The sequence below is a fragment of the Delftia sp. genome, from assembly GCF_059499305.1.
In genome coordinates this window covers 112,926-138,527 of record NZ_JCABYI010000032.1, presented here as the reverse complement: position 1 = coordinate 138,527, position 25,602 = coordinate 112,926, and the positions used below count along the sequence as shown (strand labels likewise).

23 protein-coding genes and 1 pseudogene are annotated in these 25,602 nt (G+C 65.1%); 18 read left to right on the top strand and 6 right to left on the bottom strand.

Annotated features, from left to right (window positions below; genetic code table 11):
• Positions 1–533: 533 nt before the first annotated feature.
• A complete protein-coding gene (locus AC5I49_RS22805) occupies positions 534–1,541 on the bottom strand; it encodes a formamidase (protein ID WP_016452734.1) in 1,008 nt (335 codons plus the stop codon).
• Between the two features lie 160 nt (positions 1,542–1,701).
• On the opposite strand from AC5I49_RS22805, the gene AC5I49_RS22800 reads away from it, so the two are divergent.
• The 13 genes from AC5I49_RS22800 to AC5I49_RS22740 all read left to right on the top strand — a co-directional run bounded on the left by AC5I49_RS22800 (position 1,702) and on the right by AC5I49_RS22740 (position 13,064).
• The gene (locus tag AC5I49_RS22800) at positions 1,702–2,091 is read left to right on the top strand and encodes a Fur family transcriptional regulator (RefSeq protein ID WP_016452735.1); all 390 of its coding nucleotides are present in this window, start codon (positions 1,702–1,704) and stop codon (positions 2,089–2,091) included.
• A gap of 37 nt (positions 2,092–2,128) precedes the next feature.
• On the top strand, positions 2,129–3,340 hold the full coding sequence (zigA, locus tag AC5I49_RS22795; protein WP_016452736.1) for a zinc metallochaperone GTPase ZigA: 1,212 nt from the start codon (positions 2,129–2,131) through the stop codon (positions 3,338–3,340).
• Positions 3,341–3,400: 60 nt separating this feature from the next.
• On the top strand, positions 3,401–4,315 hold the full coding sequence (folE2, locus tag AC5I49_RS22790) for a GTP cyclohydrolase FolE2 (protein WP_016452737.1): 915 nt from the start codon (positions 3,401–3,403) through the stop codon (positions 4,313–4,315).
• A complete protein-coding gene (locus AC5I49_RS22785; RefSeq protein WP_160853275.1) occupies positions 4,312–5,463 on the top strand; it encodes a CobW family GTP-binding protein in 1,152 nt (383 codons plus the stop codon). The genes folE2 and AC5I49_RS22785 overlap by 4 nt, the downstream gene beginning before the upstream one ends.
• The gene (cysS, locus tag AC5I49_RS22780) at positions 5,460–6,866 is read left to right on the top strand and encodes a cysteine--tRNA ligase (protein WP_016452739.1); all 1,407 of its coding nucleotides are present in this window, start codon (positions 5,460–5,462) and stop codon (positions 6,864–6,866) included. The genes AC5I49_RS22785 and cysS overlap by 4 nt, the downstream gene beginning before the upstream one ends.
• Complete coding sequence (gene yidD, locus AC5I49_RS22775) at positions 6,863–7,120, top strand: membrane protein insertion efficiency factor YidD (protein ID WP_016452740.1); 258 nt, start codon at positions 6,863–6,865, stop codon at positions 7,118–7,120. The genes cysS and yidD overlap by 4 nt, the downstream gene beginning before the upstream one ends.
• Positions 7,117–7,677 (top strand): gamma carbonic anhydrase family protein, encoded by a 561-nt coding sequence (locus AC5I49_RS22770; RefSeq protein WP_016452741.1) that lies wholly within the window; start codon positions 7,117–7,119, stop codon positions 7,675–7,677. The genes yidD and AC5I49_RS22770 overlap by 4 nt, the downstream gene beginning before the upstream one ends.
• Before the next feature lie 25 nt (positions 7,678–7,702).
• A complete protein-coding gene (locus AC5I49_RS22765) occupies positions 7,703–8,431 on the top strand; it encodes a PIG-L deacetylase family protein (RefSeq protein ID WP_016452742.1) in 729 nt (242 codons plus the stop codon).
• Positions 8,428–10,467: a threonine--tRNA ligase gene (gene thrS / locus AC5I49_RS22760; protein ID WP_016452743.1), complete on the top strand. Its 2,040-nt coding sequence runs from the start codon at positions 8,428–8,430 to the stop codon at positions 10,465–10,467. The genes AC5I49_RS22765 and thrS overlap by 4 nt, the downstream gene beginning before the upstream one ends.
• A complete protein-coding gene (locus AC5I49_RS22755) occupies positions 10,464–11,864 on the top strand; it encodes a dihydroorotase (protein WP_016452744.1) in 1,401 nt (466 codons plus the stop codon). The genes thrS and AC5I49_RS22755 overlap by 4 nt, the downstream gene beginning before the upstream one ends.
• Positions 11,857–12,291 carry a ferric iron uptake transcriptional regulator gene (gene fur, locus AC5I49_RS22750; RefSeq protein ID WP_016452745.1) on the top strand — a complete coding sequence of 145 codons (435 nt, stop codon included), beginning with the start codon at positions 11,857–11,859 and terminating at the stop codon, positions 12,289–12,291. Before AC5I49_RS22755 ends, fur begins: the two co-directional genes overlap by 8 nt.
• A gap of 19 nt (positions 12,292–12,310) precedes the next feature.
• Positions 12,311–12,814, top strand: a complete 504-nt coding sequence (hisI, locus tag AC5I49_RS22745) for a phosphoribosyl-AMP cyclohydrolase (protein ID WP_016452746.1) — start codon at positions 12,311–12,313, stop codon at positions 12,812–12,814.
• An 82-nt stretch (positions 12,815–12,896) separates the two neighbouring features.
• Positions 12,897–13,064, top strand: coding sequence for a hypothetical protein (locus AC5I49_RS22740; RefSeq protein WP_016452747.1), 168 nt, complete (start codon positions 12,897–12,899; stop codon positions 13,062–13,064).
• A gap of 162 nt (positions 13,065–13,226) precedes the next feature.
• Here AC5I49_RS22740 and AC5I49_RS22735 read toward each other — a convergent pair.
• A pseudogene (locus tag AC5I49_RS22735) lies at positions 13,227–13,466 on the bottom strand (Arm DNA-binding domain-containing protein); the annotation flags it as partial.
• Between the two features lie 407 nt (positions 13,467–13,873).
• Positions 13,874–15,793 (bottom strand): glutamine--fructose-6-phosphate transaminase (isomerizing), encoded by a 1,920-nt coding sequence (gene glmS / locus AC5I49_RS22730; RefSeq protein ID WP_046238518.1) that lies wholly within the window; start codon positions 15,791–15,793, stop codon positions 13,874–13,876.
• Positions 15,794–15,930: 137 nt separating this feature from the next.
• On the opposite strand from glmS, the gene AC5I49_RS22725 reads away from it, so the two are divergent.
• Both AC5I49_RS22725 and AC5I49_RS22720 read left to right on the top strand, forming a co-directional pair.
• Positions 15,931–16,446 (top strand): Lrp/AsnC family transcriptional regulator, encoded by a 516-nt coding sequence (locus AC5I49_RS22725; protein ID WP_016448445.1) that lies wholly within the window; start codon positions 15,931–15,933, stop codon positions 16,444–16,446.
• A gap of 217 nt (positions 16,447–16,663) precedes the next feature.
• Positions 16,664–17,788 (top strand): GGDEF domain-containing protein, encoded by a 1,125-nt coding sequence (locus AC5I49_RS22720; protein WP_061288604.1) that lies wholly within the window; start codon positions 16,664–16,666, stop codon positions 17,786–17,788.
• Between the two features lie 25 nt (positions 17,789–17,813).
• On the opposite strand, the gene AC5I49_RS22715 is transcribed toward AC5I49_RS22720, so the two are convergent.
• Both AC5I49_RS22715 and glmU read right to left on the bottom strand, forming a co-directional pair.
• Positions 17,814–18,674 (bottom strand): sensor histidine kinase, encoded by an 861-nt coding sequence (locus tag AC5I49_RS22715; RefSeq protein WP_495789929.1) that lies wholly within the window; start codon positions 18,672–18,674, stop codon positions 17,814–17,816.
• A gap of 94 nt (positions 18,675–18,768) precedes the next feature.
• Positions 18,769–20,199, bottom strand: coding sequence for a bifunctional UDP-N-acetylglucosamine diphosphorylase/glucosamine-1-phosphate N-acetyltransferase GlmU (gene glmU, locus AC5I49_RS22710; protein ID WP_495789928.1), 1,431 nt, complete (start codon positions 20,197–20,199; stop codon positions 18,769–18,771).
• Positions 20,200–20,303: 104 nt separating this feature from the next.
• Here glmU and AC5I49_RS22705 point away from each other — a divergent pair, with 104 nt between their 5' ends.
• On the top strand, positions 20,304–21,278 hold the full coding sequence (locus tag AC5I49_RS22705) for a LysR substrate-binding domain-containing protein (protein ID WP_017407698.1): 975 nt from the start codon (positions 20,304–20,306) through the stop codon (positions 21,276–21,278).
• Positions 21,279–21,404: 126 nt separating this feature from the next.
• On the opposite strand, the gene tyrS is transcribed toward AC5I49_RS22705, so the two are convergent.
• On the bottom strand, positions 21,405–22,637 hold the full coding sequence (tyrS, locus tag AC5I49_RS22700) for a tyrosine--tRNA ligase (protein WP_016452751.1): 1,233 nt from the start codon (positions 22,635–22,637) through the stop codon (positions 21,405–21,407).
• A gap of 164 nt (positions 22,638–22,801) precedes the next feature.
• Between tyrS and AC5I49_RS22695 the strand changes: the two genes are divergently transcribed.
• The gene (locus AC5I49_RS22695) at positions 22,802–24,196 is read left to right on the top strand and encodes a M23 family metallopeptidase (protein ID WP_495789927.1); all 1,395 of its coding nucleotides are present in this window, start codon (positions 22,802–22,804) and stop codon (positions 24,194–24,196) included.
• Between the two features lie 105 nt (positions 24,197–24,301).
• Complete coding sequence (locus AC5I49_RS22690; protein WP_495789926.1) at positions 24,302–25,450, top strand: anhydro-N-acetylmuramic acid kinase; 1,149 nt, start codon at positions 24,302–24,304, stop codon at positions 25,448–25,450.
• The last annotated feature ends 152 nt before the right edge of the window (positions 25,451–25,602 follow it).

Sequence of the window (25,602 nt, the reverse complement as noted above, 5' to 3'; positions counted from 1 at the left end):
AACCTTATACGAGGCAATAGGTTAGCCCTGTTTCGTGCCGCCTGCTGTGATACGGCGTTGTGGGCTAGGAGCCACATAAGAGCTTGGAGAAAGCAAGCCGGATCGCGCTGTGGCGGTGAAGACTGCCGAAGAATAACGGACTTGTTTCATCGTCAAAGTCCATTCCACCGCCCCCTATCCAGAACAAAGAACGCGCAGCTTGGGGCTGCGCGTTCGAGGGATGACTGCCGGCGAAAACCCGCATCGTCAGCTTGGCTTTGGAAGCTCGGCCCTGCCCGCGCCCCCCTTCCTGAATCCCGGTCGTCAGCGATAGACGCCCCCAGCATGTGCGGGATCAGCGTCACGGCAATGTTGATAGTCCACCGCTTAATATGCAAGCAGCTGTGCAGCACTCTGCGGCGTCTGTAGGCTGACGCCGATTGGAGGGCTCACTCATCTCCTTGACTCCGAGATCCTCGCTCGCAGCCCCGCGGAACATCCACGAGCCCCCACCGGAAGAAGTAGAGTTGGCAAGCCGCTCCGAAATCTCCGGGCTACTTCGGCATGGGCCCCAGCTTGACGCCATCCGGGTAGTACTTCCAACCATCCCGGATCTTCACCTTGTCATCCCAGGGCAGCTTGTACTGGCCGTTAGCCAGGTCTTCCACCCATGTCAGGTAGTTGGCCCTCTCGCCGCCTGGCTTGCCGACATAGGCGCGGCAACCCAGGTTGAAGATGTTGTTCTCCAAGGCCCAGTGCTCACGGGCCTTGTCCACGAGGCGCGGGAATAGCTCGGCTGTGACGATCTCCCACGGGTTGCGATGGCCTTGCTGAACCACGTTGCCATCGTAGTTGCAGACCGTACCTTCGCCGAAGTAGTAGAAGACCCCGTCGTAGCCCGCGAGGTTCACCGCCAGGGTGTACATCAGGTTCTGCCAGGCATTGGTGCGGTTGGTCCAGATCCACTGGTCGTTGACTTGGGTCGAGTAGCCCGAGATGCGAATGTAGACATTGGCACCCTTGTAGGCCGCCTCGCGTGCCAGCTCGGGGAACATTCCGTCGTGGCAAATGCACACGGCCAGCTTTGCTCCCTTGGGACCATCACACACCGGCATGCCGAAGTTGCCTGGCGACCAGGGTTCAATGGGAACCCACGGCTGCAGCTTGCGATAGTGCAGTGCCAGCTCACCGTCCGCATTGATGATGATCGCGGTGTTGTAGGGGGGGTTGCTGGGATCTTCGTTGGGCTCCATCACCGAGAACACGCCCCATACGTTCGCTTGCTTGCAGGCTTGTTTGAAGCGCCCGACTTCGGGGCTGTCGACGGACAACAGCATCTCATCGTAGGTCCAGATTGCAGTGTTGAGCCCTTGCGTCGAGTATTCGGGGAACACGATCAGGTCAAGGTCCGGATAGCCAGCCTTCGTGCTGGCCACCGTGCGGCAGATCTGGTCAACCTGCACCTGAATGTCCTCAGGGCCTTTGATGACGGGAACAGGGTATTGAATCATTGCGACGAGCAATGCTTCATCCCATGCGCTGACGCTTCCTGTGCTTGCCATGGCTGTATCTCACTTTCTGCAAATGGACCCTTTGACGACAGGGCCAAAGTCGTGGAGCCGAGTTTTGCAAAACACGCATCAGTGCTGAATACGTTGCCTAGCGTATTCACGGAAAGCGAATGTTATGTTATAACATTACTTGAAACTTTCAGGAGTCACTGTGGAATTGACCGCCAACCAGCAACGTGTCCTTTCGACGCTGAAACAGGCTCAAGCCCCTCTCAGTGCCTACAACCTGCTCGACCAACTGCGCGGGCAGGGTTTCAGCGCGCCTACCCAGGTGTACAGGGCGCTGGAGCGTTTGATTCAGGACGGGCTGGTGCATCGACTGGAAAGTCTCAATGCCTATGTCAGTTGCACCCGTGCTTCAGGCTGCCAACACGGCCCGACGGCTTTTGCCATTTGCGACAAATGTGGTCATGTCGATGAATTCGTTGACCGCTCACTCGGGCGCAGCTTGGGAGCGTGGGTCAAGGAGAGTGCGTTCTCGCTGCGCGAATCCACCATCGAACTGCGCGGCCTGTGCGGCAAATGCGCCGCGCAACGTTGAGTGCGTCCTGAACCTCGTATTGAAAGACATAGACACGATGAAATCCTTAGCTCCTTCCGCATCCAACAAGCTCCCCGTCACCGTCCTCTCCGGCTTCCTCGGTGCGGGCAAGACCACGTTGCTCAACCACATCCTGAACAACCGTGAGGGTCGGCGAGTCGCGGTCATCGTCAACGACATGAGCGAGGTCAACATTGATGCCACACTGGTGCGCGACGGCGGTGCCGAACTCTCGCGCACAGACGAAAAGCTGGTGGAGATGAGCAACGGCTGCATCTGCTGCACCTTGCGTGAAGATTTGCTGGTGGAGGTGGATCGGCTTGCCAAGGAAGGCCGCTTCGACCAACTCGTGATCGAATCCACCGGCATCTCGGAGCCGCTGCCCGTGGCCGAGACCTTCACCTTTGCGGGCGAGGATGGCCGCAGCCTGGGCGACGTGGCTCGGCTCGACACGATGGTGACGGTGGTCGACGCTTTCAACTTCCTGCGCGACTACAGCTCGCGCGACAGCATTCGCTCACGCGGCGAGTCGCTGGGCGAGGAAGACCAGCGCACGGTGGTGGATTTGCTGATCGACCAGATCGAGTTCTGTGACGTGATCGTGCTCAACAAGACCGACCTCATCACGGACGAAGAGCGCGAGCGGCTGATGGCGATCCTGCGCAGCCTCAATCCACGCGCACGAATCGAGATTGCGGCGTTCGGCCAAGTGCGGCTTGAGCGCGTGCTGGATACCGGCCTGTTCGACTTTGACGAAGCTTCCAAGGCGCCCGGCTGGCTGCAAGAACTGCGCGGCACGCACACGCCGGAGACCGAGGAATACGGCATCCGCAATTTCGTCTATCGGGCACGCAGGCCATTTCATCCGCAGCGCTTCTTCGATTGGGTGGAAAGCGAATGGCCCGGCGTGGTGCGCTCCAAGGGCTTCTTCTGGTTGGCCAGCGATCCGACGCTGGCGGGCAACTGGTCGCAGGCGGGTGCGGTGGCCCGGCACGGCCCTGCTGGCTACTGGTGGGCTGCGGTGCCGCAGGAACGCTGGCCGCAAGACCCCGAATCCGTCACTCTGATCCGCACCAAGTGGGACGAGCGTGTGGGCGATGCCCGACAGGAGCTGGTGCTGATCGGCATGGACATGGACGAAGCGGCGTTGCGCGCACGCTTCGATGCCTGTCTGCTGACCGACGAAGAAATGGCCCAAGGCCCGAAGGCGTGGACGACTTGGCACAACCCGTTCCCCGACTGGCACTGACTTGACCGTGCTCCCCATGCTCTGAACCGGGTGGGGGCGCACCCCCACTGGATTTTGAGCATGAATGCAGCGCTTCCCGACGTTTCACTGACCGACATTGCCCCCAGCCTCAGTCCGCTGGCATGGGTCGGCATGCAGGGCATCGATCTTCCCATCACGGTGGCAGAGCCGCACTGCCGGCGCGAACTGCATGCGCGCGCCGATGTGCAGGTCGATTTGCCGGCCCCACATGTCAAGGGCATCCACATGTCCCGCCTGTACCGGTTGCTCGACGCCTTGGGGCAGGGAGAGACGCTGTCGCCTGCAGGCCTGCGACATCTGCTGCTGGCCATGATCGACAGCCATCAGGACTGCGAGACCCGCAGTGCGCGGCTGCGCCTGAAGTTCGCGCTGCTGGTTCGGCGTCCGGCTCTGGTCACGCGGGGGCTGTCTGGATGGAAGTCCTATCCCGTTTGTATGGATGCGTCGCTCATCCATGGCACGTTCAAGTGCCGCGTGCAGGTCACGGCGGGCTATTCATCGACCTGCCCCTGCTCGGCGGCGTTGTCGCGGCAGATCATCGAACAGAGCTTTCTGAAAGCCTTCGGCCGGCAGCCCAAAGTGGAGAAGGCCGACGTGGCGGCCTGGCTGCATCAGCATGCCACGCTGGCCACTCCCCACAGTCAACGCAGCGAGGCCGAAGTCGCTGTAGATGTGAATGGCGACGGCGACACACTCGGTCTGCTGGCACTAATCGACCGCATCGAGCAGGCCGTGGGTACGCCCGTTCAAACGGCGGTCAAGCGAGCCGACGAGCAGGCGTTCGCGGCACTCAACGGCCAGAACCTGATGTTCGTCGAAGACGCGGCACGGCGTATCGAGGCTGCATTGAGCTGCCACGCCAATCCCCGCGTCCATGTCCGACACCTGGAGAGCCTGCACCCGCACGATGCAGTGGCCTGGGCGGCTCCGATGCCTGAAGGAGTTCGCGGATGACCACCGAATCCGGACCCAGCCTGATCCCCGTCACTCTGCTGACGGGGTTCCTTGGCAGCGGCAAGACCACCGTGCTCAACCACCTGGTGCGCCAACCTGAGCTGGCCGATGCACTGGTCATCATCAACGAGTTCGGCGAAATGGCGCTTGACCACCTGCTGGTCGCCCACAGCACCGAAAACCTGGTGATGGAAATGAGCAGCGGTTGCCTGTGCTGCTCCATCCGCGGCGATCTGGTCAAAACCCTGCGCGACATCACCTGGCGCTTCTCGCGTAACGGCCAGCGGCAGTTTCGCCGCGTGCTGATCGAGACCACCGGCCTGGCCGATCCGTCACCGATCATCCACACGCTGATGACCCATCCGCAAATCGCGCCGAAGTACCGGCTCGATGGCATCGTCACGACCGTGGACATGGCCACAGGCATGCACACCCTCGACCAGCACCCGGAAGCCGTCAAGCAGGCGGCCGTGGCCGACGCGCTGCTGCTGACCAAGGTCGATCTGGTCTCGGACGAGCAGCGCCAAGCGCTGCTGCGCCGGCTCGACAGAATCAACCCGGCCGCCCCGCGCTGGGAGGTACGGGGCGGCGAAATCGCACCGCAGAAGGTGCTGAATCTCGGACTGTTCTCTGCGGACGGCAAGACCCCCGACGTGGTGCGCTGGCTGCGAGAGGAAGCCTATGCGCCGGCGCATGAACACGCACACGATCACCACAAGCACGAACATCAGAGCCACGACCACACCGCGCACGAGTCGCACGGCCATCATGAGCACGATGACGGTCACGCGCACGACCATCACGACGTGAACCGCCACGATGACCACATCCGCGCGTTCTGCTTCCACGTCGATGACCCGATACCCGACGAGGTACTGACCAACTGGCTAGAACTGCTCATGGCCTTCGTGGGCAGCAACATCCTTCGCGTGAAAGGCATCCTCAACGTGGAGGGCAGCGCGCAGCCGATCGTCGTGCATGGCGTGCAGCACATCTTCCATCCGCCCGTGCCATTGCCCGCCTGGCCGAGCGAAGACCGCCGCTCGCGCCTGGTCTTCATCACCCAGGACGTTGACCGGGAGGTGGTTGAGCGCACGTTCGAGGCGCTGAGGCAGGCGCTGCCACAAGCGGGAGAGCCGACCGCATGAACCCGCCCATCCAGCTTTACAACACGCTCGTTCGCAAGAAAGAACCCTTGCACACCGGGCAGCCCGACCGGGTGACGATGTACGTGTGCGGCCCCACGGTCTACAACTTCGCCCACATCGGCAACGCGCGGCCTGCCGTGGTGTTCGACGTGCTGGCCCGGCTGCTCCGGCAGGACTACCGCGAGGTGGTCTATGCCCGCAACTTCACTGACGTGGACGACAAGATCAACGCGGCGGCGGCCACCGATGGGGTGCCCATCGGCACCATCACCGGCCGCTACATCGACGCTTACCACGAGGATATGCGGGCGCTGGGGGTGCTGACACCCGACCTGGAGCCGCGCGTCACCGAGCACATTCCCGCGATCATCGACCTGATCCGGAAACTGATGGCGCGGGGCCACGCCTACGCCGAACAAGGGCATGTGCTGTTCCATGTGCCGTCGTATCCGGCCTATGGGCAGCTCTCGGGGCGGCGCACTGAGGACATGCTGGCCGGCGCCCGCGTGGAGGTGGCGCCCTACAAGCGCGATCCGATGGACTTCGTTCTCTGGAAGCCCTCGATGCCGGAGCAGCCCGGCTGGGACAGCCCCTGGGGCCGGGGCCGCCCTGGCTGGCATATCGAATGCTCGGCCATGATCGGCCAACACCTGGGCCACACCATCGACATCCACGGCGGCGGGCAGGATCTGATCTTCCCGCACCACGAGAACGAAGTCGCCCAGGGCACCTGCGCCCACGGCGCGCTCTACTGCCGCACCTGGGTACACAACAGCTTCGTCACGGTGGAAGGGCAAAAGATGTCCAAGTCGCTGGGCAACGTGCTGCTGGTGCGAGACTTGCTGCAACAGGCGCCAGGCGAAGCCATCCGCCTGGCGCTGCTGTCCACCCACTACCGCCGGCCGCTGGACTGGGGCGCCCAACGCCTGGCGGCGGCGCGACAGGCGCTGACGCGCTTCTATGCCAGCCTGGCGAAAGTCGAACACGTTTCTGCGTTGGCAGACACCACCCCCGATGCACAGGTGCTGGAGGCACTGCGCAACGACCTCAATGTCCCTGGGGCACTGACCCGCCTGCACGCGCTGCGCACGAAGCTTGACGAAGCGGCGACGGACACGGCGCGGGCACAGGCCAAGTCGCGCCTGCTGGCTTCAGCCGGTGTGATCGGCTTGTTGCAGCAGACTCCGAGCATGGCAATGGAGGCGCTTGCGCCATCGGACTGGGCGCGGACGGTCAATGCCCACCGTGTCCGAGAACTGTTGGACGAGCGCCAGCAAGCACGGGAGCGCCGGGAATTTGCCCGCGCCGATGCGCTGCGGGGCGAACTGGAGGCAGCCGGCTTCATCGTGGAAGACACGCTTAAAGGCATGGTGGTTCGCCCCAAAGGAAAGGAACTGGCATGACGCGCTGGCCTGCCCGCATGCTGGTGCTGCTGGTACGCGGCTACCAGTTGTTCATCAGCCCGATGCTCGGCCCGCGCTGCCGGTTCCACCCCACTTGCTCGCAGTACGCCGTCGAAGCCTTGCAAACGCATGGGGCCGTCAAGGGAGGTTGGCTGGCACTGCGGCGCGTGCTGCGCTGCCATCCGCTGCACCCAGGCGGGCATGACCCCGTGCCACCCGCCCAACCAACAACATCACAGCCCAACCCACCATGATCCGCAAGAACCCACGCGGCGACCTGCCACAGATTCATCCCAGCGCCTTCGTCGATCCGACCGCCATCCTGTGCGGCCTCGTGGTCGTCGAGGAAAACGTGTTCATCGGCCCTTATGCGGTCATCCGTGCGGATGAGATGGATGCCGATGGGCACATCGACCCCATCGTGATCGGTGCCCACTCCAACATCCAGGACGGCGTGGTGATCCATTCCAAGTCCGGTGCCAGCGTGCGCATCGGGCAGCGCACTTCCATTGCCCATCGCGCCATCGTGCATGGCCCCTGCGCCATCGGCAACGGCGTCTTCATCGGCTTCAACAGCGTGCTGTTCAACTGCAAGGTCGATGACGGCTGCGTGGTTCGCTACAACGCCGTGGTCGATGGTGTGCATCTGCCTGCGGGCTTCTATGTGCGCTCGACCGAGCGCATTGGCCCGGACACTGATCTTCCCTTGCTGCCGCAAGTGCCTGCCGCCGCCAGCGAGTTCTCCGAAGACGTGGCGCGCACCAACAACGAGCTGGTACTTGGCTACAAGGCCATCCAGAACGAGTTCTAACCATTCAGAAAAAAGGACAGCATCCATGTCTCAACCTCAGAGTGCCCTTGTGGTCAGTGCCCATTCCGCCGACTTCGTATGGCGCGCGGGCGGTGCCATCGCCAGCCATGCCAAACAGGGGTGGAAGGTCAAGATCGTCTGCCTGTCCTATGGCGAACGGGGCGAATCGGCCAAGCTCTGGCGCCAGTCCGGCATGACACTGGAGAAGGTCAAGGCCGCGCGCCGGGACGAAGCGCAGCGCGCCGCCGATATCCTCGGCGGTGAGGTGGAGTTTTGGGACATTGGCGACTATCCGATGCGCGTGAACGACGACACCTTGTTCCGTCTGGTTGACCTGTACCGCACGCTGCAACCAGCCTTCGTGTTGAGCCATTCGGTCAAAGACCCCTACAACTTCGATCACCCGCTGGCCATGCACGTGACCCAGGAGGCGCGTGTCATCGCCCAGGCCGAAGGCCACAACCCAGGCCAAAAGATTCTTGGCGCACCGCCTGTCTATGCATTCGAGCCTCACCAGCCTGAGCAATGCGGCTGGGAGCCGAACACCCTCCTGGACATCACCGACGTGTGGGACACCAAGCGCCGCGCCATCGAGTGCATGGCCGGGCAGGAACACCTGTGGCACTACTACACGCGCGTGGCCCAGCAACGCGGCGTGCAAGCCAAGCGCAACATCGGCATCACGGCAGCGCGCAACATCGAGTATGCCGAGGGCTTCATGCGCCTAACGCCTTCGGTGGTGGAGGCGCTATGAATGCGCTCCCGGGCTCCGCTTCCGCCTCTGTGGTGGTCACGCTGCCGGATGGCAGCCGCCGTACATTGGGTCATCCGGTTTCCGTGCTGGGGGTAGCACAGGCCATCAGCTCTGGTCTGGCCAGGAACACCGTGGCGGGCAAGCTCGATGGGCGGCTCGTCGATGCGTGCGACCTGATAGCCCAAGATGCGACCTTGCAGATCATCACACCCCAGGATGAGGAAGGGCTGGAAATCATACGGCACTCCTGCGCGCACCTGGTCGGCCATGCCGTCAAGCAGCTCTACCCAAGCGCGAAGATGGTCATCGGTCCGGTCATCGAAGACGGCTTCTACTACGACATCGCCTACCAACGTCCCTTCACGCCTGAAGACCTAGCCGCCATAGAAGCGCGCATGAAGGAACTGATCGCGCAGAACTACGACGTCATCAAGCGCGTGCTGCCGCGCTATGAGGTCATGGAGATATTCAGGCGGCGCGGCGAGGACTACAAGCTGCGGCTGATCAAGGACATGCCGGACGAACAGCAAATGGGCATGTATTTCCACCAGGAATACGTGGACATGTGCCGTGGGCCGCATGTGCCCAATACACGCTTTCTCAAGGCGTTCAAGCTCACCAAGCTGGCCGGCGCCTACTGGCGCGGCGATGCCAGGAACGAACAGCTCCAGCGCATCTACGGCACGGCCTGGGCCGACAGGAAGCAGCTCGATGCCTATCTCCAGCGGATCGAAGAGGCCGAGAAGCGCGACCACCGCAAGCTGGGCCGCGAACTGGATCTGTTCCATTTCCAGGAAGATGCGCCCGGTGCCGTGTTCTGGCATCCGCGCGGTTGGGCCGTTTTCCAGGAGTTGATCGCCTACATGCGCCGCCGCCAGCAGGACGCGGGCTATGTGGAGGTGAATTCGCCCGACGTGATGGATCGCAGCCTGTGGGAAATCTCCGGCCACTGGCAGAACTACCGTGACCACATGTTCACCACCGAGACCGAGGATGGCCGCGCCCTCGCGCTCAAGCCCATGAACTGTCCCGGCAGCGTACTGCTGTATCGCCACGGCCTCAAAAGCTACCGCGACCTACCAATCCGCATGGGCGAGTTCGGCAAGGTGCATCGCTACGAACCTTCCGGCGCGCTGCACGGACTGCTGCGTGTGCGCCACTTCACGCAGGACGACGCCCACATCTACTGCACACCGCAGCAGATGGACACCGAGTGCCGCGAGGTCGTGGCCCTGGTGCTCGACATCTACCGTCAGTTCGGCTTCGAGGATGTGCGCATCAAGCTCTCGACCCGGCCCGAGAACCGCATGGGCGATGAGGCGACGTGGGACTTGCTCGAAGGCGCGCTGGTTCGGGCGCTGGACGGCATGGGGCTGGCCTACCGCCTCAATCCAGGCGAAGGCGCCTTCTACGGCCCCAAGCTCGAATTCGTGCTGCGTGATGCCATCGGCCGCGACTGGCAGTGCGGAACCCTCCAGGTGGACATGAACCTGCCTGAACGCTTCGGCATCGAATATGTCGATGAAGACGGCCAGCGCAAGCGCCCGGTCATGCTGCACCGTGCATTGTTCGGTTCGCTGGAGCGTTTTACCGGCATTCTGATCGAGCACCACGCGGGCAAGCTCCCGGCCTGGTTGGCACCGATGCAGGTGATGGTGTTGTCGATCACCGAGGAGCATGCCACCTACGTGCAGGATGTTGCGCAGCTTCTGCGAGGTGCAGGGCTGCGCTGCGAAGCCGATGTGCGCAACGAGAAGATTAGCTACAAGATCCGCGAGCAGACTTTGCAGCGTATCCCCTTTCTGCTGGTCGCCGGGGCCAAGGAGCGCGACACAGGCTCCATTGCCATCCGCAGCCGGGACGGGCAAGACCTGGGCGTGTTGCCCTTGATGGATGCCGTGGCACTGTTGCTGCGGGAGTCGCAAGCGCCGGACACCGCTGCACGTAGCGAGGCGCAACGCCGCTTGTGCGCTCGTTTGAACAGGAGGCACACATCAAGCGAGGCTGCGGCCAATGCGCTGGAGGCCGTCTCATGAACGGCACCAGCCACGCTATCACGCCGTCGGCCGGCCGACACGCCGATCTTCTGGTACGGGGTGCAACCGTCATGACGCCCAGCGGGGCCGAGCACATCGACGTGGCCTGCGCGCACGGCCAGATCGTTGCGCTGGGCGATCTTTGCGGTACATGGAGTGCCGAGACCACACTGGACGCCACTGGCCTGCACGTGCTGCCCGGCGTCATCGACAGCCAGGTGCATTTCCGTGAACCGGGCCTGATGCACAAGGAAAACCTGGAGGCAGGCACGCGCGGCGCGGTGCTGGGCGGCGTCACCGCCATTTTCGAGATGCCGAACACGGCCCCGCTGACCTTGAGCGCGGCTGACCTGCAAGCCAAGCTGGATGCCGCCCGTGGCCGCGCATGGTGCGATCACGCTTTCTATGTTGGCGGCTCTGCCGTGAATGCGGAGCAACTGGCCAAATTGGAGAAACTACCGGGCTGCGCTGGCGTCAAGGTCTTCATGGGCAGTTCCTTTGGCGACCTGCTGGCGGATGACGATGAAGTGCTGCGCCGCATCCTGCGTCATGGACTCAGGCGACTGGCCGTGCATGCCGAGGACGAAGCCCGGCTGCGCGAGCGCAAACACATCGCCGTGGACAGCGCGGACGTGCGCCAGCACCTCGTCTGGCGCGATGTGGACAGCGCGTTGATGGCGACACAGCGCATCGTGCGGCTGGCCGAGGAATGTGGGCGGCGCCTGCATGTCCTGCATGTCTCCACCGCCGAGGAAATGGCGTTCCTGGCGGGTCGCAAGCATCGTGTCACGGTGGAAGTCACGCCGCACCACCTGAGCTTGCAAGCGCCCGAATGCTATCAACGCCTGGGCAGCCTGGCGCAGATGAATCCGCCCGTGCGTGAACAGCACCATCAGGATGCGCTATGGCAGGCGATCCGCAATGGTCTTGTCGATGTCATCGGCAGCGACCATGCGCCCCACACGCTGGCTGAGAAAGCGCGGCCTTACCCCGAATCTCCCAGCGGGATGACAGGCGTGCAGACGCTGCTGCCCGTGATGCTCGACCATGTGCATGCCGGGCGCTTGAGTCTGCAACGGCTGGTGGATTTGACCAGTGCAGGGCCAGCCCGCATCTTCGGCATCGAGGGCAAGGGACGCATCGCGGTGGGTTACGACGCCGATTTCAGCATCGTCGATTTGCGAGCACGCCGCGTCATCCGCAATGACTGGATCGCCAGCGTCAGCGGCTGGACGCCGTATGACGGCCGGACGGTCACGGGCTGGCCCATTCACACAGTGATTCGAGGTTGCTGTGCCGTTCGGGATGAAGCCCTCACTGGAAAACCGAAAGGCGCGGCAGTTCGGTTTCTGGAATCGCGGTCAAGGGAAACCACTGGAGAAGCATCCTATGCCTGATTCACGCGAACTCAGAAGCCGTGGCCTCAAGGCCACGCTGCCTCGCCTGCAAATTCTCGAACTCTTTCAGAGGACGAAGGTGCGGCATTTGACGGCCGAAGAGGTGTATCGCCTGCTGTTCGAGAGCGGTCACGACGTCGGCTTGGCCACGGTGTACCGCGTGCTCACCCAGTTGCAACAAGCCGGCCTGCTCAAGCAGGCGCACTTCGAGTCAGGCCGGGCCGTCTATGAGCTGGATGACGGCATGCACCACGACCACCTGGTTTGTACTTCCTGTGGCCGTGTGCAGGAATTCCACGACGAGGCCATCGAGCAGCAACAGAAATGGATCGCTGCGGAACATGGATTCAAGGTGGTCGAGCATTCCCACATCCTGTATGGCCGCTGCACGAAGAATCCGTGCGAGCACCGCCGCAGCGATTCTTGATATATCCCAAGGAACATCTATGAACCATCAAACCGATACGGATCCAGCCCAAGTGAGGCTGCATCCCAGGACATCCATTGAGCAAGTCGAAGAAGGGAGAGAACTGGCTCCGAAGTTCGACGGCGATGGCTTGATTGCCTGTGTGACGACCGCAGCGGACGACGGCGAAGTCCTGATGCTGGGCTATATGAACCGCGAAGCCTTGGAGAAGACCATCCAGACCAGAGAGGCGCACTACTGGAGCCGATCACGCAAGAAGCTCTGGCACAAGGGGGCAACCAGTGGCTTGGTACAGGTTGTCGAGGAAATGCGCATCGACGACGATCAGGATGCGATTTGGATGCGCGTGCGCGTGTCAGGCTCTGGTGCCAGTTGCCACGTTGGCTACCGTTCATGCTTCTACCGGCAAGTGCCAGTGGGCGCGCGGGGTCAAGCTGACACAGACCTAATCTACACAGAATCTGCAAAGACGTTCGATCCCAAGGCAGTGTACGGGGACGCTCCCAACCCAACACTTCTGTAAACCATGCATTTGGCTCGATATTCGATGTTACCGAATATGGGTTCCAGTGGCGCTCCGGTGTTCGCGCCCAGGAGATCGATTCATGTTCGACAACAATCGGCGCATTCAGTCTTTGAACGGGGGGCTGCTGCTCGAAGCGATTGCGGCGGTGGGAGATGAAGCACGCTTAGTCGATTTCGCTGCGCAACTGAACTCTACAAAAGGAGCGCATCTATTGATAAAAAATGGCTGGCGTCAAGCCTTTTGTTGAAATCACACGGGACTTGAAACCATATATGGAGCAAGAGGTTAGCTCTGTTTCACGCCGCTAGTAGAGGATGCAGCGTTGTGGGCTGGGAGCTACATGAGAGCCTGTAGAAAGCAAACCGGGTCGCGTTGTAGCGATGCAGATTGCCAAAGGCGGGCAGGCTTGTTCGGTCAGCCACTCCTGCGCCATCGTGCGTGCCTGATCGACCGTCAGTTCCCCGTACTGCTACAAGGCGAGCTTGCGGCGCTCGCCGGCGTTCGTGCGGTACTGAAGCATGAACACCTTGCGGCCCGCCGGGGTGATCTTGCACAGGAAGACGGGCACCACGGTGTCCCGCAGTTCGATGGCCTTGTCTTGAGGTTGTGCCGCATCGACTGCGGACTTGGTGAGCTTGATCTTCGCCATGATGACTCCTCGGAAAGCCCGGTTTCCAAGAGCCGCATGGGAGCCATGCGAGAGGAAGCCGGGTCAAGCTTCGGAAAGCACCGGCATATGTTGAACTCGCCTAAGTTATTGATAAACCTGCTGTATCGAGCCTTGGCGTAGTCCAGCGAATTGCCGAGCTGGAGTCCTCGTGAAACAAAAAAAGAGCGCCCCAAATGTGCGCTCTTTTTATAGCAACAAACCTAAACCAGGCTATGGTTACCTCCGCATATCTATGTCTGCACTAGCCGTCTGATTCGGTTTACGGTTTTACCCTTGTAAACGACCACGGCGCAGATCTGCATGAATCCTGGAGGCTTGTTTACGACTTTAATTGCGTGTTCACGACTTTAATTACCCAGAATATGCGCCCTACCCCGGCCCCCGCCTCACTCCACCGTCACGCTCTTGGCTAGGTTGCGCGGCTTGTCCACATCGGTGCCGCGTGCGCAGGCCGTGTGGTAGGCCAGCAGCTGCAGCGGGACCACGTGCAGGATGGGGCTGAGCGCGCCGTAGTTCTCGGGCATGCGGATGACGTGCATGCCTTCGCTGCTTTCGATGTTGGTCTTGGCATCGGCCAGCACATAGAGCACGCCGCCGCGCGCACGCACTTCCTGCATGTTGCTCTTGAGCTTTTCCAGCAGTTCGTCATTGGGCGCCACCGTGACCACGGGCATGGCGCTGTCCACCAGGGCCAGCGGGCCGTGCTTGAGCTCGCCGGCCGGATAGGCCTCGGCGTGGATGTAGCTGATTTCCTTGAGCTTGAGCGCGCCTTCCAGCGCAATCGGGTAGTGGATGCCACGGCCCAGGAAGAGCGCGTTCTCGCGCTTGGCGAAGTCCTCGGACCAGCTGATGACCTGGGGCTCCAGCGCCAGCACCGATTGCAGGGCCACGGGCAGGTGGCGCATGGCGGCCAGGTATTGCTGCTCCTTTTCCTCGCTCAGGCGCCCTTGCGACTGGGCCAGGGCCAGGGTCAGCAGGAACAGGCCCGCCAGCTGGGTGGTGAAGGCCTTGGTGGAGGCCACGCCGATCTCCACGCCGGCGCGCGTGATGTAGGCCAGCTCGCATTCGCGCACCATGGCGCTGGTGGCCACGTTGCAGACGGTCAGCGTGTGCTTCATGCCCAGGTTCTGGGCATGGCGCAGCGCGGCCAGGGTGTCGGCGGTCTCGCCCGACTGGCTGATGGTGACGACCAGGGTCTTGGGATGGGGAACGCTGGTGCGGTAGCGGTATTCGCTGGCCACTTCCACGCTGCAGGGCAGGCCGGCCAGCGACTCGATCCAGTACTTGGCCGTGCAGCCGCTGTAGTAGCTGGTGCCGCAGGCCAGGATGAGCACGCGGTCGATCTCCTTGAACACGCGCCAGGCCGAAGTGCCCGCCTTGCCGTCCGAGGCCACGCCGTCGAACAGCTCGGGCACGATGGCCTGCACGCCTTCCAGCGTGTCGGCAATGGCGCGCGGCTGCTCGAAGATTTCCTTTTGCATGTAGTGGCGGTAGGGACCCAGCTCGGCCGCGCCGCTGTGGGCGTGCACGGTGCGCACGGGGCGCTGCTCGGGCGCCAGCCGCTCGCCGCCCTTGCCCACCAGCCAGTAGCGGCCGGGCTGCAGGTCCACGATGTCGCCCTCTTCCAGGTAGACGATCTGGTCGGTCACGCCGGCCAGGGCCATGGCGTCGCTGGCCAGGAAGTGTTCGGCACCGTCCTGGCCCACGCCCAGGATCAGCGGCGAGCCGGCGCGCGAGCCCACCACGCGCTGCGGTTCGTCCTTGTGCATGACGGCGATGGCAAAGGCGCCATGCAGGCGCTGCGTGGCGGCCTGCACGGCCTCGAACAGGTCGCCGCCGTAGAGGCTGTCCACCAGGTGGGCGATGACCTCGGTGTCCGTCTGGCTGGCGAAGACATAGCCCTTGGACTGCAGCTCGGCGCGCAGGGCTTCGTAGTTTTCGATGATGCCGTTGTGCACCAGGGCCACGCGGGCCGGCTGGTCGGTGTCGGCCACGGGCGAGACGCCAGGGCCGTGGCTGAAATGCGGATGGGCGTTGCGCACCGCCGGCTCGCCATGCGTGGCCCAGCGCGTGTGGGCAATGCCGGTGTGGCCGATGACCTTGTCCTGTTGCACCTGGTCCATGAGTTCGGCCACGCGCGCCGTGGAGCGGGCGCGCCGCAGGCCCTGGCTGTGCACGCCCTGTGCGTCCAGCGCCTGCACGGCCACGCCGCAGGAGTCATAGCCGCGATATTCCAGGCGCTGCAGGCCCTGGACGAGAACGGGGACGATATCGCGGAAGGAAACCGCTGCGACGATGCCACACATGGACAAGCTCCTTGTTTCGAGATGACGACGGATGCTACGCAGGTTGAAAAGAAATTTCTGTCCAGATTTCATTATCTATTGAACTAATATTTCATCATCAGGCATTCAAGAAATATTATTTCAATATAAAGAACAAAATGAACCAAAATTCCATTCAACTGGACGCTACCGACCTGCAGCTGCTGCAGCTGCTGCAAGAAGACTGCAGCCGCAGCAACCAGGCACTGGCCGCGCTGCTGCAGCTGTCGCCGCCCACCTGCCTGCGCCGCGTGCGGCGGCTGCAGGAGTCCGGGCTGATCGAGCGGCAGGTGGCCATCCTGCAGCCCGAACGCCTGGCCGCCGCCCTGGGCCATGGGCTGCAGGCCATTGTGGAGGTCTCGCTGGACCGCCAGGACAGTGACGCGCTGGACGGATTCGAGCGCCGCGCCGTGGCGCTGGACGCCGTGCAGCAGTGCTGGCGCGTATCGGCGGGGCCTGATTTCATCCTCGTGGTGGCCGCGCCCGACATGCCGGCCTACCTGGAGTTGAGCCGGGCGCTATTCACGGGCGACGCCAACGTGCGCAATGTCAAGAGTTTTTTCAGCGTCAGGCGCGCCAAGTTCTCCACCGCCATGCCGCTGCCGCCGGCAAATCCCGGAACAGGCGCCCAATGAGGCCAGGACGCTTGATTTTGCGAGTAATTGTGCGCATCAGGAAACTGCGCGGCGGCGGGACTGCGTAGGACAGCAAGCCTGCAATGTGTCCCGAACGCCAACTTTGGGCAACGTTGGACTTTAAGGCGTTGCGCACGCACGGGGACAATGATACAAATTGATGCAACAACACTTTCTGACGCGCTAGGCAATCGGCGCGCACTCGGCTCGCACCGCCATGTCCTTGCGCCAGCGCATCCATCGCCGCACCTATCCCTTGCGCGTCTCCAGCATGGCTTTGGGTGGCCTCGTCGTGGGCACGACCATGACCGAGCTGGGCGCCAGCACGGCTGTCTGGGGCTTTGTGCTGGTGAGCGCCCTGGTCTGGCCGCACATCGCCTTTCTCCACGCCCGCCACAGCCGTGACAGCCACCGCGCCGAACACGCCAATCTGAAGATAGATGCGCTGATCATCGGCAGCTGGATTCCCGTCATGCATTTCTGTGCATTGCCCAGCATTGCGCTGCTGGCCATCAGCATTGCAGACCGCAACCACACGGCCACGCGCGACGGCTGGCTGCAATCGCTGTTCGCCACCTTCCTGGCCGCCGCCGTGGGGGCCCTGCTGCTGCGGCCCGCGCCCGAGTGGGAGGCCAGCCTGGCAGTGCAGCTGAGCATGCTGCCCCTGCTCCTGCTGCACAGCGTGTTCTCCAGCTGGTCCACGCGCCAGCTGGTGCGCAAGCTGGCACGACAGAACGTGAAGCTGCAGGTGCTCAGCCGCATAGACCCCCTGACCACGCTGTACAGCCGCGACTACTGGTGGCAGAAGGCGCGCGCCGCGCTGCGCGACTACCGGCAGACGCAGACCTCGGCCTGCCTGCTGATCGTGGACATAGACCACTTCAAGCGCATCAACGACAGCTTTGGGCACACCGTGGGTGACGAGGTGCTGCAGGCCATCGGCCTGACCATCCGGCACTGCCTGCGATCGCATGACGCGGCCGGCCGCTACGGAGGCGATGAATTCGCCGTGCTGTGCATGCACACCCATCTGGACGATGCCTATGCGGTGGCCCTGCGCATACGCAACCAGCTGAGCCAGCTGCGCGTGCGCGAGCACCCGCATCTGCGCGTCAGCGCCAGCATTGGCGTGGCGGCGGCGGACCCCAGCTTTCTGTCGGTCAAGGACTGGATCAATGCGGCCGACAGCGCGCTCTACAGCGCCAAGGACGCCGGGCGCGACCAGGTGATACCTGCTGCGCCGCTGATGGCCGGCAGCGCGCCCACCAGGTCGGGCACGGACGCGGGCAGCGAGGCCTCGCGCCAGGCACACCAGCCCGAGCCGGACGACACGCTGATCTGAGGGCTGGCGCCAGCGGCAGGCAGACTCAGAGCCCGCGATCCGTGCGCCGCACTTCGCCGCCGGGCCAGTTCAGGCATACGCTGCAGCCGCCCGCGGGCGTGGCGCGGATGGTGGCCTCGCCGCCGTGGCGGCGCATGACGCCGCGCACCAGGGCCAGGCCCGTGCCCAGGCCCGGAAACTCCGACTCACGGTGCATGCGCTGGAAGATGCCGAACAGCGCGCCCGCACGCGAGGGGTCGAACCCCACTCCGTTGTCCGTCACGCTGAGCGTGATGCCGCCGTCGGCATGGCGCTCCACCTCGATGGCAATGCGCGGCTGGTCCACGGGCCGGGTGAACTTGACGGCGTTGTCCAGCAGCGCCTCCAGCACCTGGCGCAGCAGGGCCGCGTCGGCACGCACGGCGGGACTTTGCTGCGGCAGGCTCCATTGCAGCCGCGCCGCCGCGCCGCAGGCAGCCCAGCGCGGCTGCGCCAGCACCGCCGTGCGTGCCTGTTCCAGCAGCTCCTGCAAGGCGACGGGCTGCCACTGCATGGGCATGCGCGCGGCGCGCGACAGGGCCAGCAGGCCGTCGAGCATGCCGCCCATGCGGCGCGCCGACTGGTCCATGGTCTGCAGGAAGCCGCGCGCCTCCTGCAGCTCCTGCGGCGAAGGCGCGGCCTGCGACAGCAGCTCATCGACCAGGGGGCCGAAGGACAGCACATGGCGCAGCGGCGCGCGCAGGTCGTGCGACACCGCATGCAGCCATTCCTGCTGCGCGGCGCGCAGGGCCTGCAGTTCCTGCTCGCGCTGGGCCAGGCGCTCCAGCGCATCCTGCAACGTGCGGGGAGGGCCCTGCAGGTCGGCGGCGGGGTCGGGGGGCGGATGGGGTGCGAAAGGTTCCGTCATGGCATGGACAGGGTCAGGAGATTCGGCAAATCGGCGTACCCCGTACGGGACCCGCCGGCGATGCGGGCCCTCGAGCCCACGTGTCTCGGAAGTCTCAGGACTTGGGCAGTTTGACTGGGCGCTTCCAGCTGGTGATGCTCACCTGCCTGCCCCGCGATACCGTGAGCACGCCGGGCTCGGTGCTCTTGGTGACCGTGGAGCCGCCGCCCACCGTGCCGCCCGCGCCAATGGTGACGGGCGCCACCAGCACGCAATTGCTGCCGATGTGCACGTCGGCCTCGATCACCGTGCGGTGCTTGTTCACGCCGTCGTAGTTGGCCGTGATGGAGCCGGCGCCGTAGTTGACGCGCTCGCCCACCGTGGCATCGCCCAGGTAGGCCAGGTGGTTGGCCTTGGCGCCATCGGCCAGCACGGAGTTCTTGACCTCGACGAAGTTGCCGATGTGCACTTCGCGGCCCAGTTGCGCTCCGGGGCGCAGGCGCGCAAACGGGCCGACCAGGGCGCCCTCGCCCACGCTGACGCCGGCCTTCTCGCCATCGACATGCGTGTACGGATGGAGGACGGCGCCCGCCGCAATCGTGGCGTTGGCAATGCTGCAATAGGCGCCGATGCGCGCACCTTCGCCAATCTCCACATGGCCGCTGAAGATGCAGCCCACGTCGATCTCCACATCCTGCCCGCAGACCAGGCGGGCCGCGCGGCCGGTGCGCGGGTCGTCGCGCAGGTCAAAGCGCGCGGGGTCGGCCAGGCGCACGCCCTGCTCCATCAGCGTGCGGGCCTGGGCGCCCTGGTGGGCGCGCTCCAGCTCGGCCAGCTGCAGCGGGCTGTTGACGCCGGCCACCTGCACCGGGTCGGCAATGCAGTGCGCGACCACGGGCACGCCGTCGGCCACGGCCATGGCGACCACGTCGGTCAGGTAGTACTCGCCCTGGGCGTTGTCATTGGTCAGGCGGGCCAGCCAGCCGGCCAGGTGGCGGGCCGGCACGGCCATGATGCCGCTGTAGATTTCCTGGATGGCGCGCTGGGCGTCATTGGCATCCTTTTGCTCGACAACGCGCTGCACCGTGCCGTCTTCGCCGCGCACGATGCGGCCATAGCCCGTGGGATCGGGCAGGCGCACGGTCAGCAGCGCCAGCCGCTGGCCATCGGCCGCATCGACCAGGGCGCGCAGCGTGTCGGCCTGCGTCAGCGGCACATCGCCCGAGAGCACGATGACCATGCCGTCGCCCGCCAGCGCAGGCACGGCCTGCTGCACCGCATGGCCCGTGCCCAGCTGCGGCTCCTGGCGCACGAACTTCAGCGCCATGGAGCCGCCCTGGCAGGCCGCCGCCATGGCGGGCTCCACCTGGTCCGCGCCGTGGCCCGTGACCACCACGGCCGAACGCGCATCCAGCTGCGCTGCGGTCGCCAGCACATGGCCCAGCAGCGGGCGCCCCGCCAGGCGCTGAAGGACTTTGGGCAGGCGGCTTTTCATGCGCGTGCCCTTGCCCGCGGCCATGATGACGAGATCCAGAGGTGCTGTCATAGGTGATTCATCCAAAACGCCAGAACCTGTGCCGGCAACGCCGCCGATTATCTGCCCGCCAAGGGCTGCGGCCGGTCACACGATTGACGTATGCTGGCGGCGCCATGCCCCATGCCACCACTGCACCCGTTCCCCTGCTGCGCACACGCGCCATCGGAGCCGGCCATCTGCGTGCCTTCCTGGCCGTGGCCCGGCACCTGAATTTCCGCGCGGCCGCCGACGAGCTGTCGCTGACGCAGTCGGCCGTGAGCCGCCAGATCCAGTCCCTGGAGGATGAAGTCGGCGTGCCGCTGTTCCTGCGCCACACGCGCGCCGTGGAGCTGACCGGGGCCGGCGCCCAGCTGCTGCGCTCGGTGGCGCCCGCGCTGGAGCAGATCGACGCCTCGGTGCGCCAGATCCGCCAGACCGTGGGCCGCAAGAGCGTGGCCATCACCACCTGGGCCAGCTTTGCCGCCATGTGGCTGATCCCGCGCCTGGAGTCCTTCCAGCGCGCCTGGCCCGATATCGACATCCGCATCGACACCAGCGACACCGTGATGGACCTGGACACCACCGACGTGGACCTGGCCCTGCGCTACGGCCGCGCGGGCGACGGCTGGCCCCAGGCGCAGCGCCTGTTCGGCGAGCAGCTGGCCGTGGTGGCCAGCCCGCGCCTGCTGGCCGGCGGCCCGCCGCTCAGGACGCCGGCCGACGCGGCCCGCTACACGCTGATCGAGACCGGCGACGCCCACCGCATGCCCCAGCTGGAGTGGCTGGGCTGGCAGCGCTGGTTCGGCGTGCAGGGCTGCGACCAGCTGCAGCCGCCGCGCTGGCTGTACTTCAACTACGCCCACCAGATCGTGCAGGCCGCACTGGCCGGACAGGGCCTGGCCATTGCACGCCTGCCGCTGGTGGCCGATGCGCTGGCGGCTGGCGACCTGGTCGAGGTGCTGCCCGCGCACCGGCTGGAATCGCCGCTGGCCTACTGGCTGATCGTGGGCCCGCGCAGCGCCGCGCGTCCCGAGGTGGCCGCCTTCTGCCGGTGGCTGCAGGAGCAGGCCGAGGTCACGCGCGGAACCGTCGAATCGCCCCCGGCTTGAAAAATGCCCCCCACGCTCCCCGAGGGGGCCGTTTTCATCTTGGGGCGGCCCGGCGATGAAAAAAGGACGCGGGCATGCCGGCGTCCTTCATTCCTGTGCAGCCGGGCGCATGGCCCGGCGCGGGCATCAGCCCAGCGTCACGCGCGCAAACTTGCGCTTGCCCACTTGCACCACATAGGTGCCGGCTTCGAGCTTGAGGCCCCGGTCGCTGATGGCCGAGCCATCCACGCGCACGCCGCCGCCGTCGATCAGGCGGTTGGCCTCGCTGGTCGAGGGCGCTAGGTTGGCCTGCTTGAGCAGGGCACCGATGCCCAGCGGCGCGCCCGACAGGCTGACCTCGTCGATCTGGTCGGGAATGCCGCCCTTGCTGCGGTTGTTGAAATCCTGCTCGGCCGCATCGGCCAGCGCTGCGCTGTGAAAGCGCGCCGTGATTTCCTTGGCCAGCAGCACCTTGGCGTCCTTGGGATTGCGCCCGCCTTCCACCTCGGCCTTGAGCGCGGCGATCTCGGCCAGGCTCTTGAACGACAGCAGGGTGTACCAGTTCCACATCAGCGTGTCCGAGATGCTCAGCACCTTGGCGAACATGGTGTTGGCGTCCTCGGTGATGCCGATGTAGTTGTTCTTGGACTTGGACATCTTGTGCTCGCCGTCCAGGCCCACCAGCAGCGGCATGGTGAGCACGCACTGCGTGTCCTGCCCGTATTCCTGCTGCAGATGGCGGCCCATGAGCAGGTTGAACTTCTGGTCCGTGCCGCCCATCTCCAGGTCGGCGCGCAGCGCCACCGAGTCATAGCCCTGCAGCAGCGGGTAGAGGAATTCGTGCAGGCTGATGGAGCTGCCGTCGGTGAAGCGCTGGTGGAAGTCGTTGCGCTCCATCATGCGGGCCACCGTGTACTTGGCCGACAGCTCGATCATGCCGCGCGCGCCCAGCTTGTCGCACCACTCGCTGTTGTAGCGCACCTCGGTGCGCGCCGGGTCCAGCACCTTGGCGGCCTGGGTGTAGTAGGTCTCGGCATTGACCTTGATCTGCTCGGCCGTCAGCGGCGGGCGCGTGCTGTTGCGACCCGAAGGGTCGCCGATCAGGGTGGTGAAGTCGCCGATCAGGAAGATCACCTGGTGGCCCAGGTCCTGCAGCTGGCGCATCTTGTTGAGCACCACGGTGTGGCCCAGATGGATGTCGGGCGCCGTCGGATCCAGGCCCAGCTTGATGCGCAGCGGCACGCCCGTGGCCTCGGAGCGGGCCAGTTTCTGCACCCAGTCGGCCTGGGGCAGCAGTTCATCCACGCCGCGCAGGGTGATTTCAAGCGCTTGGCCTACACCTTCAGTGACGGGGTATGTTGTAACAGCAGATTGATTCATAAGGGTTTTTCGCCAGGCCGCGTAGGACCGCGTCGGTATACTCCGGGGATTTTCCCGCTGCGGCGAATTCTAGACGCCCGCCTTTCCGCACCACAGAGCGCGGACTTGTTGCCCGTCTGGAGAGCGTATCCCGCCGCTGCGATGCTGTCCGGCCCCCAGGCCGGATGCGCGCAACCCAAGGATCTGATGTTGTGAAATATGGCTTGAACCATGCCAGCGGTGCTCTTGTTGCGCGGCTGACCTCCGTGATCCAGCAACACCCCCAGCGTGTCACCGCAGCACTGGCAGCCATCTTGCTCACGGGCGGCGGCGGTGCCTTCGCCGTGGCCAACCTGGGACCCGATCCGGCCGACCTGCCGGTGCGCATGCTCTCCACGCCCGTGGAATCGCTGGCAGAAGGCCAGACCCTGGCCGAGCTGACCGACAGCGTGCAGAGCATGTCCCTGTACCGTTCCGAATACACGCGCGGCAGCGACACGGCCGAAACCCTGCTCCAGCGCCTGGGCGTGGCCGATCCGGCCGCTGCCGCCTTCATGCGCGGCAACGACCAGGTTCGCCAGCATGTGCTGGGCCGCGCCGGCCGCCTGGTGACGGCCGAGACCACGCCCGACCACCAGCTGTCGCAGCTGACCGTGCGCTGGGCGCCCGACGAGGACGGCAGCTTCCGCCGCCTCGTGGTCGAGCGCAAGAACAATGAACTGAGCACCCGCATCGAGACGGGCAAGCTGACGGCCTCGCCCCGCCTGGCCGGCGGCATCATCCGCAGCTCGCTGTTCGCCGCCACCGACGCGGCCTCCATCCCTGATGCCGTGGCCATGCAGATGGCCGACATCTTCCAGGGCGACGTGGACTTCCGCCGCAGCCTGCGCAAGGGCGACCGCTTCTCCGTGGTCTATGAATCGCTGGAAGCCGATGGCGAGCCGCTGCGCGCAGGCCGCGTGCTCAGCGCCGAGTTCCACAACAACGGCAAGGTCGTGCAGGCCCTGTGGTTCCAGGACGAAGGCAAGGCCAAGGGCGACTACTACACCATGGACGGCAAGAGCCGCCGCCAGGCCTATCTGACCTCGCCCGTGGAGTTCTCGCGCATCAGCAGCGGCTTTGCCATGCGCATGCACCCCATCCACAAGACCTGGCGAGCCCACCTGGGAACGGACTTCGCGGCGCCCACGGGTACCAAGGTACGCACCGTGGGCGACGGCACCGTCTCCTTCGCGGGAGTGCAGAACGGCTACGGCAACGTGATCTTCGTGGACCACGCCAACAACCACACCACGGTCTATGCCCACCTGAGCCACATCGGCGTCACGCGCGGCCAGCGCGTGGAGCAAGGCGACATCATCGGCAACGTGGGCTCCACGGGCTGGGCCACCGGCCCGCACCTACACTTCGAGTTCCGCGTCAACGGCGAGCACCGCGATCCCATGACCATCGTCCAGGCCACCGATGCCGCCCGCCCCGTCTCCAAGGCCGGCCGCGCCGCCTTCGACAAGATGGCCGCGCAGATGCGCATCGAGCTGCAGGCATCGAACGAAGCACTGGCCCTGGCCAGCGAACGCTGAGCCGCCGCGCTCCCATCCCGCAAAGGCTGCCCTGGCAGCCTTTGTTGTTTCAGGCGCATCCTTTTGTGATCGCGGCTCCCGGGCCGCAGGGCTACCATTGCCGGCATGAACCAGCCCACCCCCTCCCCCATCGCCCACCGCTACTGCATAGGCCTGATGTCCGGCACCTCGCTCGACGGGGTGGACGGCGTTCTCGTGGACTTTGCCGAAGGCACGCAGGTGCTGTGGCATGCCAGCCGGGGGTTCGACGCCGCGCTGCGCGCCGAACTGCTGGCGCTGAACACCCCCGATGGCCGCGACGAGCTGCACCGCGCGGCGCTGGCGGCCAATGCGCTGGCGCGCAGCTATGCCGAGGTGGTGCGGGAACTGCTGCAGGCCACGGGCCTGGCGCCCGCGCAGATCGCCGCCATCGGCGCCCACGGCCAGACCGTGCGCCACCGGCCGCAGATGTTCGACGGCACGGGCTACACGCTGCAGCTCAACAGCCCGGCCCTGCTGGCCGAGCTCAGCGGCGTTGCCGTGGTGGCCGACCTGCGCAGCCGCGACGTGGCCGCTGGCGGCCAGGGCGCGCCGCTGGTGCCCGCCTTCCACCAGGGCGTGTTCGGCCGTCCCGGCGAGACGGTGCTGGTGCTCAACATCGGCGGCATTGCCAACCTCAGCGTGCTGGCGGGCGATGGCACGGTGCTGGGCTTCGACTGCGGCCCCGGCAATGCGCTGATGGACGGCTGGTGCCAGACCCACACCGGCCAGCCCTATGACGACGGCGGCCAATGGGCGGCCACGGGCCAGGTGCTGCCCGCCCTGCTCGACCGCCTGCTGGCCGAGCCTTTCCTGCAGCAGCCGCCACCCAAGAGCACGGGGCGCGACCTGTTCCACGCGGACTGGCTGGCCGGCCATCTGTCCGCCAGTGCAACCAGCGCCGCCGATGCCCGCCCCGCCGAAGTGCAGGCCACGCTCACCGAATTCACGGCCCGGGCCTGCGCCAGTGCCGTGCAGCGCTTCGGGCGTGGCGGCGGCGAGCTGCTGGTCTGCGGCGGCGGCGCCTTCAACACGCAGCTGATGCAGCGCATCGCCGCCCTGCTGCCCGGCGTGGCCGTGGACACCACGGCCGCGCGCGGCCTGCCGCCGCAGCAGGTGGAGGCCGCCGCCTTCGCCTGGCTGGCGCGCCAGGCCCTGCTGGGTTTGCCCGGCAACCTGCCGGCCGTCACAGGCGCACGCGGCCCGCGCATCCTGGGCGCCATCCACCCCGCATAAAAAAACCATGCAAGGCATCCGCCAAGCATGGGCCCACCAAACATCTTGCCTGAGCCCAAAGCCTATGAAACTGGCGCGGCCCAAAAGCAGGGACGCCGAGCAAGAGCCGCCTCGCGGCGAGGGCGTCGTCCCCCTCCCGCGAAGCGAGAGAG